Origin of the sequence: Thauera butanivorans NBRC 103042 (assembly GCF_001591165.1) — a bacterium.
GTDB classification, from domain to species: Bacteria; Pseudomonadota; Gammaproteobacteria; order Burkholderiales; family Rhodocyclaceae; genus Thauera; species Thauera butanivorans.
The window spans coordinates 16217-29529 of the sequence record NZ_BCUG01000008.1; the positions used below are offsets into that span (position 1 = coordinate 16217).

The window sequence follows — 13313 nt, forward strand, 5'->3', positions numbered from 1 at the left end:
GATCTTGAAATGGCGCCGACAATCCGCCCGTTCCCGCTGGGTATCTCCGACGCCCCTCCCTATGCTGTGGTCCTCTTTTTACGCGGCACGGGTCCTTCATGCGCTCCAGCTCCCAGCGACGACATCGGCGGTTGGCCGTTAAGCAACAGATCGTTGCCCTGGAACGGGCGCTGCAACAAGCACAGCACCTGCTCCACCAGGACGACCTCACCCCGCTCTTGAACCGTCGCGGATTCCGGCGCGCCTGCGACCAATGGGCCGACGGCGATGTGAAGGACGCGTCGGCCTGCTGCGTGATGGTCGATTTGGACGGCTTCAAGGCGATCAACGACCGGCACGGCCATCCGGCGGGCGATGCCGCGCTGATTCATTTCGCCGCCACGCTGCGCCGCCATATGCGTCCGACCGACACCATCGCCCGGTTGGGCGGCGACGAGTTCGCCTTGATCCTCTCGGACTGCAGCGGGAGCGACTCACGAAAGATGCTGGAACGTCTGCGGGATGCGCTCGCCGTCTCGCCGCTCTCGGCTTCGGGCAGTACCGTCTTCCTGCGGTTCTCCGCAGGCATTGCCGAGCGCCATGCCGACGAATCGCTGGCGCAGGCCCTGGAGCGCGCCGACGCCGCCTTGCTCGATGCGAAGCGGCAGGGCAAGGCGACGGTCAGTCTGGGCGTTCCGCCCGCCCGGTCGGTGGACGGGGCAACTGCGAATGCGTGCGGCCAACAAATCGCATCAGCATGTACTCGAACCGACGCCGATTCACGGGAAGGCGGTTGAGATTGGCGTCTTCGGCCGCGCGACCGACCAGATGCTGATGTAGTCGGCGCCCCCTCGTAGCCATGGTCGGCGCCCCCTCGTAGCCATGGTCGGGCCTGCCTCGTAATTGGAGGGTGCATCAGGGCTCGCCCTCGGCGTTCGCGTAGCGCAGGCCCATCCATCGCCACCCACAAACTCCGCGCTCCGCTCGGGCTTCCGCAGGCAATCGACCGCTCCGTGCGCAAAACGGCGCGCCGCGCGGCACACTGACCGTGCATCTGGCTTCGGCCAACACGCGCCTTCGAGCGCTCCGATCCATTCGGCGTTGCGGTCGTCACCCGCCTTCAGAGTACCGGCAGCAATGTCTTGCCGCCGCGAGTCCAGCATCAGGCTGAACCGCCTCGCGTCGCCGTAGCGGGTTCGATCGCGATCCGCCTGTCATTCCCACCTGGGGAGCATGTCTCCCCGGGTGGGGGGTGTGTTCCCGCATTTCATGGAGAACACACCGATGGCACGTCCTACCGCGCCTTCCCTGTGGCTGCCCGGCTTCGACCCGGACGGTCCTGTGCTTCCTGGCCTGCCCCCCGTGGCAAGGCCGACCTTTTCCTTCGCCATACCCCGGCTCTCTTGCTCCGCCGATGAGGACGTTGCTCCGTCCGATCCCGGGACGAGCGAAACGTTCCCGGCGCCCATCGCTCCCCGGGCGAGTTGGCGCGTCGTCGCCAGCGTAGCAACGGCATCGCGTGTGGTCTGGCCCAGCCTGGGTCGTGCCGACCTCGATGGTCTGGGCGGCGCCGTAGCGAAATTCGAAGCCAATCTGGCGGCAATCGACCAGTTGCGGCAGATCGAAGCCGAGAACCGCCCAGCCAGCGCGGAGGAGCGCCAAGTCCTGCTGCGCTATACCGGCTGGGGCGGCCTGCCTGCAAGCTTCAACCTCGATACCGAGGATCGCGCCTGGGCCGGACGCGCCCGTCGCCTGCAGACGCTGCTCGGCGCCGAGGACTACGAATCGGCGCGCGCCTCCGTCAACAACAGCCACTACACCGAGATCCACGTGATCGAGGCCATCTGGCAGGCGGTGGAGCGCTTCGGCTTCACCGGCGGGCGCATTCTGGAGCCCGCCGCCGGCATTGGCCATTTCATCGGCGCCATGGCGCGGAATCTGGCTGAGCGCAGCTGCGTCACGGCCGTCGAGATCGACCGGGTTTCCGGCCGCATCCTTAAGGCGCTCTACGCGTCTGGCGGCGTGGACGTGCGGGTTGCCCCTTTCGAGAAAACCCAGCTACCCGACCACTGGTTCGACCTGGTGATCGGCAACGTCCCCTTCGGCAAGTACAAGGTCGCCGACGTGAGCAACCGGGCCTATGCCCGTTTCAGCATCCACAACTACTTCTTCGGCCGCGCCCTCGACCTGGTGCGCCCCGGTGGGCTGGTGTGTTTCATCACCAGCAGCCACACGCTGGATGCTCAGTACGACGCAGTGCGCGAGTACATCGCCGCGCAGGCTCACCTGCTGGGTGCCATCCGCCTCCCCAAGGGCACCTTCGCCGGGATCGCCGCCACCGATGTGCAGACCGACATCCTGTTCCTGCGCAAGCGGCAGCGGGCCGAGGCGGTCGATGCGGACTGGCTGAAGCTGGGGGCGGTGCCCGATAGTCTCCGGCATCCTCAGTGCTACGAGCGCTACCTGCCGATCAACGCCTGGTACGCCGAGCGTCCGCAGTTTTGCATCGGCCGCATCCGTCGCGAGAGCAACGGCTATGAGGAAGTGCCGGTCGCCGTGTTCGAGGGGAACCTGGAAGCGGCTCTGCAAGAGCGCATCGCCTTGCTGCCGGCCGGCGTCTACCACCCGATCGTCCATCAGGCTGCGCCCTTGCGGGTGGTGGTCCCGGCCGAAGCCGGCGCCCGGCCCGGCAGCTACCGTCTCCACCAGGGGCGGGTCCATCGGGTCGAAGCCGGCGAGATGGTCGATGTCCATGACCGGCTCAACGCCACGCAGCGCGCCCGCATCACCGGGATGTGCGCCATTCGCGACCACGCCCGGGCGCTGCTCGACGCGCAACTGGCGGACGAGAGCGACGGCCGGCTGGGCCACCTGCGGGCCATGCTCAACGGGACCTACGACCGCTACGTCGCGAAATGCGGTTGCCTGTCCACCCGCGCCAACGCGCTGGCATTCCGGCGCGACCCCGACTATCCGCTGCTCCTGTCGCTGGAGCATTACGACGAGGAGTCCGAGACGGCCCGCAAGGCGGCGCTGTTTTCGCGGCGCACGCTCACCCGGGTGGTGGAGCCGAGTACGGCGGGCGAACCGGCCGAAGCGCTGGCCGCGTCCGTCCAGTGGCGCGGCCGGGTCGATCCGGCCTATATGGCCGGGCTGCTCGCCGCCCCCGAAGCGGCGGTGCTGGCGGCCTTGGCCGAGGCGGGCCACATTTTCCTGGACCCCGCCGACGGGCACTGGAAGACCGCCGACGACTACCTGTCGGGCAACGTGAAAGCGAAGCTCAAACAGGCGGTGCTCTCAGGAGAAGCCTACCGGCGCAACAGCGCCGCGCTGGAACAGGTGCAGCCCGCAGACCTGGAACCGGCAGCCATCGAGCCGCGTCTGGGCGCGGTGTGGATTCCAGCCCTCGATGTCGAGGCATTCATCCAGCAGGTCCTGGAACTCAAGGACTGCCAAGTGGCGTATTCGGCCGAGGCCGGCGCCTGGTCGGTGAAGTACGGCGAGTGGGAAGCGCGGCAGAACGTGAAGGTGACGCAGGAATTCGGCACCTCGCGCATAAACGCGATCGAACTGGTGCAGTGCGCGCTCAACGTCCAGGTGCCCACCGTCCGGGACCGCGATCCCCTGACCGACAAGTACTTAGTCAATCCCGACGAGACGCTGGCGGCCAGGGAGAAGCTGGGCCTGATCAAGGAGCGGTTCGCCGTCTGGGCCTTCGAGGACACCGGGCGCCGCGAGAAGCTGTGCCGCATCTACAACGACCTGTTCAATGCCACGCGGCCGCGCCGCTTCGACGGCTCGCACCTGAAGCTGCCAGGATTCTCCCGCTGCTTCGAGCTGCATCCGCACCAGTTGGATTCCGTGTGGCGCATCGTGCAGTCCGGCAACACCGGGCTTTTCCACGTGGTCGGCGCCGGCAAGACGGCGGTGTGCGTCATCGCCGGCATGGAGCTGCGCCGGCTGGGTTTCGTCAACAAGCCCTGCCATGTGGTCCCCAACCACATGCTGGCCCAGTACACGGCGGAGTTCGTCCGGCTCTATCCGAACGCGTCGGTGCTGATGGCGAGCAAGGAAGACCTGGAAGGCGACCGCCGGCGCGAGCTGGTGTCGCGCATCGCCACGGGCGATTGGGACGCGGTAGTCATCACGCACTCGAGCTTCGAGCGCATCCGGATGTCACCGCGATTCAGCGAGCGATTCATCAAGGAGATCATCCATGAAATAGAGATGGCGGTACGCGCCCAGAAGAGCAACGACCGGTCCAACCGGATCGTCAAGCAACTCGAGGCGATGAAGAAGAGCTGGGCGGCGCGGCTGGAGAAGCTGCTGGCCGACCAGAAGAAGGACGAGCTGCTCAGTTGGGAACAGCTGGGCATCGACGCCCTGTTCGTGGACGAAGCCCACCTGCACAAGAACCTCTACCGGTTCACCAAGATGACGCGGGTGGCGGGTCTGCCGCTGACGAGTTCGGAGCGCGCCTTCGATTTGTTCCTGAAGACGCGCTACACGATGCAGCTCCATGGGCACGCGCAGCGCGGGGTGGTGTTCGCGACGGCGACGCCGGTGGCCAATACGATGGCCGAGATCCACACCATGATGCGGTACCTGCAGCCCAATCGGCTGGAGGAGCTCGGGCTGCAGCAGTTCGACGCCTGGGCCGCCACCTTCGGCGAGAGCGTCACGGCGCTGGAGATCGCGCCGGACGGCAGTGGCTACCGCATGCACACCCGCTTCGCGCGCTTCATCAACGTGCCCGAGCTGATGGCGGTGTTCGGCGAAGTGGCCGACATCCGCACAGCAGAGATGTTGGGCCTGCCGGTGCCAAAGCTGCGTGGCGGCAAGCCGCGCACCGTCGCCTGTCCCGCGAGCCCCGCGCTGAAGGCCTTTGTGCAGACTCTGGTGTTGCGGGCGGAAGCCATCCGCAACGGCGAGGTCGCCCCGAAGGACGACAACATGCTGGCGATCACCACCGACGGCCGCAAGGCCGCGCTGGATTTCCGGCTGGTGGCGCCGCTGGCGCGCTTCGACGAAAACGGCAAGGTGGCCGCCTGCGTGCGGGAGGTTTACGCCATCTGGCAACGCACGGCGGACTTCCGCGGCAGCCAGCTGGTGTTCTGCGACCTGTCGTCCCCCAGGGGCGGCAAGGGTTTCAGCGTCTATGACGACCTGCGGGCGCGGCTCATCGCGGCCGGAATCCCCGACAAGGAGATCGCCTTCGTCCATGACGCCGAGACGGATGCCCAGAAGGCGGCGCTGTTCAAGGCAGTGCGCGAGGGCCGGGTGCGGATCCTGCTGGGCTCCACCGCCAAGATGGGCGTCGGCACCAACGTGCAGACGCGCCTGGTGGCCCTGCATCACCTCGATGCGCCGTGGCGTCCGTGCGACGTCGAACAGCGCGAGGGGCGCATCCTGCGCCAGGGCAACGAGAGCGAGGAGGTGGAGATTTTCCGGTATGTGACGGAAGGCAGTTTCGACAGCTACATGTGGCAAACGCTGGAGACCAAGGCGCGCTTCATCGCCCAGGTGATGAAGGGCGACCAAGGCATCCGGTCGCTGGAGGATGTGGAACTGGCGGCGCTGTCCTATGCCGAGGTGAAGGCCTTGGCGTCGGGCAATCCGCTGGTGATCGAGAAGGCCGGCGTGGACGCGGAGGTGGCCAAGCTCTCGACGCTGTTCTCGGTGTGGCGCAACCAGCGCTACGCCAACGAAAGCGAAGTGGGCCGGCTGCCGATGACGATCGAAGCGCTGGAGAAGAAGATCGCGCTGTACGCGCAGGATGCGGCCCGGATCGAGCCGCAGACCATGCAAGGCATCGCCATGGAGCTGGCGGGACGCAGGATCGTGGGCCCCGATGCGGTGGGCGAAGCGCTACGCGGGTTGGTGAAGGCCGCCAAGGAGGAAGTGCGCACGGCCAGCCGGATGATCGAACGGATCGTCGGCCGGTTTGGCGGCTTCGACCTCGGCATCCTCGCGGCCCGCGGCGAGGAGACGCCCAACCTCTATCTGGCAGGGCACTGCCTGTACAACGCCGAGCCCTATCAAACGGGTCCGGCGCTGGTGGCCGCCCTGTTGGCCGGGCTGGAATCGGTGGGCAAGCATCACACCGATGCCATAGCGCAGCTGGCGACCCGCCGCAAACGGCTGGAGGACCTGCGGCTGGAACTGGCCCGGCCCTTCGAGCACGAAGGCCGCCTGACCGACCTGCTGGTCCGGCAGCGCGAGTTGCTCAGGCAACTCGACCTGGACAAGGACGAAGCGGGCAGCGCCAGCGTCGATGCCGAAGAGGTGCGGCAAGCGGCGTAAGTGGAACTCACCCCCATGGCCGAACGGCCGTGGGGGTTTTTGTTTGGTGCAGGCGGCGATGTACCTATGACGCATACCTGTGTGGGAATATGCGAGATTGGCCATTGCTTCAGGTGATGCAGGAGAATCAGGTGACTGCTTGGCAGATCGACAGGCTCGGTGCCTCGCCTGAACAGGCGGGGCCCGACGCTTCCGAGGTACCGCTGAAGTGGGCGCACGATGCCCGGACCGGCGAGCCGCGCTATATCCACGACGACGAGGTCGTCGAGCACAGATGCACCTGCGTCTGTCCTGCCTGCCAGTTGAACTTGACGCCGGTCATGCCCGGGCAACCAATGCGCGTCCGCCCCACGGCGCATTTCCGACACCCGCCAGGAGGCCAGAAGGATGCCTGCACCATCGTCGCTGCGCGCCTGGCCGCAACCCATCTTCTCCACGAACAGGGATTCATCGATCTCCCACGGCGAACCATGTCGCGGACCGCGACAGGATTCAGCGGCCGGGGTTACGAAGTTTGGGTCGAAGCGCCGGCCGAACGTGGAATGATCGGGAGTGCGCGGCTGCTAGACCACGCAACGGCGGAACTCACATTGGACGACGGCCGTACCCTGCTCGTCGACCTCACCGGCAGACGGGATGCCGCCGACGGACCCGACGGGCGGGCCATGGTCACGATTTCGCTTTCGGACCCGGATCTTGCCATGCTCAGTCCCGAGGACATCCGTGCCCGCTTGCGAATCCTGCCCGACATCCGTTGGTGCTCCCACTGGCAGGATCGAACACTGGCCGCCCGGGGCGATGAAGAAGCGGCCCGGGCAGCGCACGACGCCCTGGATGAATGGGATGCGACCGACGAGGCCGATTTCCGGTCCCGCCTGACATCCGACCTCGACGAAGCCACTGCACAGCGCTGGCGACGCGAAACGCTGCTGCATCGCGAGGTCAAGGCCATCCTGGAGCGCGCGCGCCGGATCGCGACACCTGGTCTCGAGGTTTCCGCCCGGCGGGAACCTTCCGACGAGTTTCTCGGCGAGTGGGAGACCGACACGCTTCGCATGACCTGGTTTTCCCCGCCGAAAAAGCTGGAACTCACCGATGTGCAACTCGAGCAACGTCGGGGCCGAATCGTTCCGGATGTCATCGCCACGGTGGACGGAAGCAAGATCTCCACGGTAGGCATCACCGACACTTGGGTGAACGATGATTTCGAGGAAGAGATCGAGGACACGTTCAGCTCGCCCTGGCCATCCACCGTGCTTGTGGAGGTCACGGTCACCCATGGCGTCGACGACGAGAAGTTGCAGCGCATTCGCCAACTCGACATCGCCACGCTGGAAATCGACTTGAGCAAACTCGGCGGGCGGCTGAACCGGGAAGCATTGAGCGATCTCGTAGTCAATCAGACGCTCGGCAAACGTTGGGTGCATCACCCGATCTTTTCGATCAAGCAACAGCGACTCGACGCGGCGCTCGATGCGCATCCCGTGACGCTCCGCTACAAGGAACGCCTGTTTGAATTGATGCGTCCTCGTTGGCTCGCCCTGCCCGTGTCGGACTGGACGGTCCGCTACCTGGAGGACGTGACCACATTCCACGATGCCAACGTGCGGATCAGGAAAGCCCAACGACACCATGGCGACGGTCCGGAACCGACGCTCCTTGGCGTGCGCAGCGATGAATGGGCGCAGATCATGGAAGCCGCATCGGCGTTGTCGGCTCATGGTCTGCCGGGAGCCGACGATCCCTTCCTGCTGGACGAGTCCGGCCTGATCGCTCGGCTGCTGTCCATCCAGCACAATAAGGGCGTCGGGTACGACGTACGCACCGGCTACCAGGTGCTCAATGCCATCATGCAAAGCGGGAAACACAACAAGCGCTGGGACTCGCTATATGCCATCGCCGTGAAAGCCTATGAACTCGAAACACACTTCACTGGGGAGCAAGCCAGCAAATACAAGGCGTGGCGTCAGACGCTCATCGACCGCATCGACGCTGGCGACGAGGCCTACCTGCGCCCAGCCACTTTCGACGCACTGCTCAGCGTCCTCTTCCCCAAGATGGCCGAGGGTATCGGCCGGGGTTACGGCCGCCTTACGGAGCAGATATAGAAGGCACGCCACCTCGGCAACGCAACGTCTCTGAAGTCCCGGCGCTTGCGGGTGGCAACCCGTGGCGCGGACTTGAGTCTCATTGATCCTGCCGCGATACTGCAGGAGCTTTCTGTGGACATCGCGTCTGCACAGCCTTCATCGGTGGCTTCGGTCACCCTGAGGTCCAGCTTTGCTGGCGTCGCAGTCGTTACCTGCCTCGTGGATCCCCGGCTTCGGTCGGGTCCGGCCATGTCTTTGGCCGAGTGTCCGGTTCAGCCGTCTGGCTGAACGCTGTGTCCCGCCGCGCGACCTTCGGGCCGCCCGGCATCGAGCGAAGGCCCCGTTCGCAAGAACGGTGGGCCTTCATCCTGTGCGTGCCGCCTGGCACGTCGCCGAACCGCTCTGCCGTCCACGGCCGAGCATCCCGAACGGGGAACTCCGAGTTCCCCGCCAGGGAAGGGTGTTCCCTTTCATTTCCGAAGGAGAACACCATGTTCGCAATCCCCGTTACCAGAGAGTCGCGCCCGGTCGCCGCGTTGCTGGGCGGTTCGGGCCATGCCCGTCCTGCCCCGCGCCCATCGGTCCTGCCGGCGTTGCTGAGGCCGCGGCCCGCCGCCCCCGGGCGGTCCGGCCGGGCTTCCGAATCGCGCGCGGCAGGCGGCTGATCATGTCGATCAGCCTCTACCGTCGGCGCATTGCCGCCACCGTGATCCAACTGGCCAAGGACGATCCGTCCCTGGTCAAGGAGGTCATCGCCCGCTTGCGAGAGTCGGGCGAGATCGAAGCCGACGATCTGGTCTACCTGGACCGGATCGCCGACCGTTGGATGAGGATTGCCGAGGCAAATGGCAACAAGGCCGCGTCAGCGCACCCGCGTCAAACGCGCGGGTAGCTTGATGCCCCTGGCTTTCGCCATAGCCACGGCGATCTTCTCCAATAGATCGGGACGTTCATCGTTCAGCGTATCGGTCCACCGGGTCAATGCCTGTTCGATGTCATCCCGTGTTCGCGCCCCGTCGAAGTCGAGACCGAGTTTCCGGTAGGCATCGATTTCGTCGGGCGTGAACCGTAGCGCGTCGCCTGCACGGAGCATCTGTGTGGGCCCTCATGGGATGTGAGCGTTCAGCTTAGCAGCGCCGCATGTCCTTGCAACCATCGGGGAGTCCACCGCCTCCCCGAACGGGGACAGGTGTTCCCTCTACTCGTCGTTGGAGAAAACACCATGTCCCTTGCGAAACCTCGTCCTCGCGCCCGGCGCACCAGCATCGAAACCGAGGAAGAGCGTGCCTGGGTCGGTTTCTATCAGCGCGTCGGCCGTGATCCGGCCATCGCGACCGAAGTCATGGCTCAGCTCGAGTCCGATCCTGAAATGAAGCGCACCCATCTGGCGTTGTACCTGTGCTGCAAGGAATCCCTGCGCCGGCACAAGGCGCGCCAAGCGCGCCACCAGCGGATCGGTCAGTTCGTCCGTTGGCTGTGCCACGGCCTGTTTGTGCAGCCCTGGCGCAGTTTGCAGACGGGGCTGCTGCACGGCCGCGATGTCGCTGTCGAATGCTTGCCCGAAGTGACCAAGGAGCCGGCCGTGGCCCAGGTACGCCGCCTGGCCGGGGACGCCGAGTTCGCGACGGCACACGCGGTTTTCGAGCAGCAGGCCGCCGGGCCGGCACCCGACCAGGCCGCGGCACCTGCCGAAGCCAAGGCCTCACGCGCCGCCTGACTCGAGAATCGCCGGGCCGTCCCGCCCTGACCTGTGATGCGGCCCCTTCGCCGCATCCGGATCGACGAACGCCCACGCCCGCTGTTCACCCAGCGGCGCGTGCGGTGTTCGCCCCGTCCCCCAACCCGTCCATGCCGACGAGCCTCCGCAAGGCGACGCCGCGCAACCCAGACACCCGCCCGGCCGATCTGCACCCGCCGATCTGCACCGGCATGCCAACTCATTCTCCGCAATGAAAGGAAGCCATTGATGATTACCGTCACCGCCATCCTGAATGCCATCGAAGCGCACGCCGAGTGCGCCATCGTCCAGGAACTTCGCCTCATCAAGAAGGAGGTCGAGAAACTGCGCCCGTCTCTCTACCCGGATGACCAGGAGCACGCGGACGCCCTGCTGCTGAAGCTGGACCGCCTGCTATCCGATCAGGTCGTCGTCGCCGATGACCTAGTCGTAGAGCAAGCCTTCCAGCCGGCAGTGCAAGCGGCCTGAATCAACAGTTTCGGTACGCCAGCCGCTGTCCGGCGCAGCGAACCACCCAACGTCCGTGGGGCTCACATCCTGCGGGTGTCGGGTTCCACGTCATTTCGAAAGGACCCCGACATGAACAAGGTAAGCATCAATCCGGAGCAGCGACGCTACGTGGTCGATTGCGGCGTGGGTTACAGCTGCCTCGGCTTCGCCAACGCCCGCGATCACGCCAACCAGATCGCCCACAAGCTGGGCCGGCCCGACCTGGCGTTCGCGGAGGACGATTACGCCACGATCGCCGGTTACGAAAAGTACTGCAACGCCGTCGAGGCCTGGAGCCGGTCCCCACTGACGCGCACGACCTACTTCGATCCCGGCACCGATGCGATGGCCGCCCGGGTCCTGGAGTCCTGCCGCACCCATGAGCGCAAGGTGCGCCTGATCCTCGGCGACACCCGCACCGGCGAACCCTGGCTCGAAGAGCATGATGTCGTCGGCCGGATCGGCCGCTCAACCGGGAGCCTGAAGGTCCCCTTGCTGATCGAGGCCGGCGAATGCGGCGGCACCGCCATCCTGTGCGCCTGCCTCCTCGCCATCATCGACTGGGGATCGGGCGATTTCCTCTACCGTCAGGCCGCGTACCGGGAAGCCGATCTGAGCATCCGGCCTTCGGACGATGCTGAACGGCCCTGGGAGGTGCTGCGGCGCGATGAGGTCGTCGCGAGTTTCGGCGACATCGGCAAGGCCGGCGCGTACCTCGCTTTTATGCGCGGTGGCACGATCGAGCCGCGTCTCTTCCAGTGAGCCGACGACGCTTGTCGACTGGGCACCGTCTCCCCTGCTGCACAATCGGGGAGACGATGGCCCGCCGAAAGCACCCTACGCCGCCTGGCGGCACTGCGCGTACTCGCGGTCGATGAGCCAGTGCAGGAACTGGGTTTCCTGGGAGACGCCCCAGTAGTGCGCCTTGCACCGTGCAATGTAGGCGTCCAGGTCGTCGAGCGTACGGATGCCCACCGGCTCGATGTCGGTGATCTTCCGAAAACGCTCGACCTCCCGGCAAGTGAGTCGAATTTGCGAGCCGAGGCGGATCATGGTCGTTCTGCAAGAAGGGTTGAGTCCCTATCTTGACCAAATCGTCCAGGGTTGTCGCGGGTTTTGCGGCGGAGATGCATAAAATTTGTCTGGCGCCAGTGGGCTGACATTCCAGTCGCACTGGAGGGCGATCCGGCACTTTTTCGCGTCCCGTTTCGCCGCACGCTCTCGGAGAGCGGCCGCAGCCCACCACCAAGCGCCATGCACAAGGCCACCGGCTTCCAGCCGGTTGAACACGGCATTGTGCCCTCTCCCTTGTGCCCATCCGCCTGATGCCGGAAACTGATCGGGCATACATGCATTCCATCGAGGGATGGAATCCGGCCCCTGGCCGGCGTCGCAGTCGATACCTGCCTCATTCGTCGTGCCGGCCAATGTTATCCATTCGTCCGCACATTCTTCCCAAGCGGGGACCTTGTCCCCGTGGGGATCGGCGTTCCCGCTCTTCTTTCGTGGAGAACGCCATGAATCTCTCTGCCTTGTCGCGCGCCGATCTGGTCAGCGAACTGCTCTCGCCCTTGGTCTGCGCATCGGGGACCAACCCCTTGCACGTCAGCGATGCCGTGGCCCAAATGGGCATGCTCGGGACCGCCGATACCGTCTTGGCCCATCGCCTGAACGTCGCCCGCGAACTGCTGCTGCGGGAGTTGCGCGAGCAGATGCGCAGCGGTCCGCTGATGACTTCGCCGCAGATCCTGCGCGACTGGCTGCGCCTGCACTGCGCGAAGCTGGAAAATGAAGTGTTCCTGGTACTCTACCTGGACGCCCAACATCGCCTGATCGAGGCCGAGGAGCTGTTCCGTGGCACCCTGACCCAGACCAGCGTCTATCCCAGGGAAGTGGTCAAGGGAGCGCTCGCTCGCAATGCCGCCGCCCTGGCCGTCGCCCACAACCACCCCTCGGGGGAAGCAGAGCCGTCGCGGGCCGATGAAATGCTGACACAGACGCTGAAGTCGGCACTGAGCCTGGTGGACGTGCGGGTCATCGACCATTTTGTCGTGGCCGGGGACCGCGTGATCTCGTTCGAGGAACGTGGGTTGATATAGCGCCATGCGCCGCCCGTATACCGCTCCGTGTCCGACCCTGAGCAGCACGCTCGCCTCCACCACAGGGGCGGGCTCCTTCCTCTGCCAGGTGAAACGACCATCATGCCGGTGAAAACCCTTTCACATTGCCCCCTCTGCGCAGGTGACGGCGTGCTGTTGGGTGCGCTGGTTCCGTTGTCGCGACTGCGGAATGAACTTCAGTCGTCAGACTGGCACGCGTCCCAAGACCAAGTCGACATCTCATCAAGAGGAAGGAGAACCGCATGGAAACGCCCGCCGTGGAAAGCTTGCGAGCGCAGGCTGAATCGCTGGCCTCGTTATCGATCTCGCATCTGAGTCCAAGCACCCGCCTGAAACTGGCCGATTCCCAGTTGTCGGTCAACGCTTATCCGACCGAGAGCGGTGGCGTCATCTACGTCGGTGCCCCCTGTTACCGGATCCCGGCCGAAGCCGATTTGGCCGCGATTTTCACGGTCGCTGAGCAAGCCGGTATTGCCTGGCTGAAGTTCGATAGCGAAGCGGCCGTGATCGACGGTCTGCCGATCTTTGATTTGCAGGAGCCCGAGGCGTGAGTCGGCAATTCAGCTCTCACAATGGGGCCACACGTTAGTTGCG

Annotated in this window: 11 protein-coding genes; 9 read left to right on the forward strand and 2 right to left on the reverse strand. The window is 65.4% G+C overall.

Features of this window, described 5'->3' with window-relative positions; translation table 11 throughout:
* Positions 1-131: 131 nt before the first annotated feature.
* The 4 genes from TBU01S_RS04130 (at position 132) to TBU01S_RS24710 (ending at position 9264) form a co-directional block, all read left to right on the forward strand.
* Positions 132-776, forward strand: coding sequence for a GGDEF domain-containing protein (locus tag TBU01S_RS04130; protein ID WP_068635373.1), 645 nt, complete (start codon positions 132-134; stop codon positions 774-776).
* A gap of 724 nt (positions 777-1500) precedes the next feature.
* Entirely contained in the window at positions 1501-6282 is a 4782-nt protein-coding gene (locus TBU01S_RS04135; protein WP_245650846.1) for a helicase-like domain-containing protein, read from the forward strand.
* Positions 6283-6413: 131 nt separating this feature from the next.
* Positions 6414-8390 (forward strand): hypothetical protein, encoded by a 1977-nt coding sequence (locus TBU01S_RS04140; protein ID WP_157659092.1) that lies wholly within the window; start codon positions 6414-6416, stop codon positions 8388-8390.
* A gap of 649 nt (positions 8391-9039) precedes the next feature.
* Complete coding sequence (locus tag TBU01S_RS24710) at positions 9040-9264, forward strand: hypothetical protein (RefSeq protein ID WP_068635376.1); 225 nt, start codon at positions 9040-9042, stop codon at positions 9262-9264.
* Here TBU01S_RS24710 and TBU01S_RS04150 read toward each other — a convergent pair.
* Positions 9235-9465, reverse strand: coding sequence for a hypothetical protein (locus tag TBU01S_RS04150; protein ID WP_068635377.1), 231 nt, complete (start codon positions 9463-9465; stop codon positions 9235-9237). The two genes, TBU01S_RS24710 and TBU01S_RS04150, sit on opposite strands and share 30 nt — an antisense overlap.
* A 129-nt stretch (positions 9466-9594) precedes the next feature.
* On the opposite strand from TBU01S_RS04150, the gene TBU01S_RS04155 reads away from it, so the two are divergent.
* From TBU01S_RS04155 to TBU01S_RS04165, 3 genes are all read left to right on the forward strand, one after another.
* Positions 9595-10089: a hypothetical protein gene (locus TBU01S_RS04155; protein ID WP_068635378.1), complete on the forward strand. Its 495-nt coding sequence runs from the start codon at positions 9595-9597 to the stop codon at positions 10087-10089.
* 249 nt (positions 10090-10338) lie between these two features.
* On the forward strand, positions 10339-10578 hold the full coding sequence (locus tag TBU01S_RS04160) for a hypothetical protein (protein WP_068635379.1): 240 nt from the start codon (positions 10339-10341) through the stop codon (positions 10576-10578).
* 111 nt (positions 10579-10689) lie between these two features.
* Positions 10690-11361 (forward strand): hypothetical protein, encoded by a 672-nt coding sequence (locus tag TBU01S_RS04165; RefSeq protein ID WP_068635380.1) that lies wholly within the window; start codon positions 10690-10692, stop codon positions 11359-11361.
* Between the two features lie 75 nt (positions 11362-11436).
* Here the strand turns inward: TBU01S_RS04165 and TBU01S_RS04170 are convergent, their stop codons facing one another.
* Complete coding sequence (locus TBU01S_RS04170) at positions 11437-11652, reverse strand: hypothetical protein (RefSeq protein WP_068635381.1); 216 nt, start codon at positions 11650-11652, stop codon at positions 11437-11439.
* Between the two features lie 374 nt (positions 11653-12026).
* On the opposite strand from TBU01S_RS04170, the gene radC reads away from it, so the two are divergent.
* Positions 12027-12698 carry a RadC family protein gene (gene radC / locus TBU01S_RS04175; RefSeq protein WP_439654540.1) on the forward strand — a complete coding sequence of 224 codons (672 nt, stop codon included), beginning with the start codon at positions 12027-12029 and terminating at the stop codon, positions 12696-12698.
* A gap of 263 nt (positions 12699-12961) precedes the next feature.
* A complete protein-coding gene (locus tag TBU01S_RS04180; RefSeq protein WP_068635383.1) occupies positions 12962-13270 on the forward strand; it encodes a DUF5983 family protein in 309 nt (102 codons plus the stop codon).
* Positions 13271-13313 lie beyond the last annotated feature (43 nt).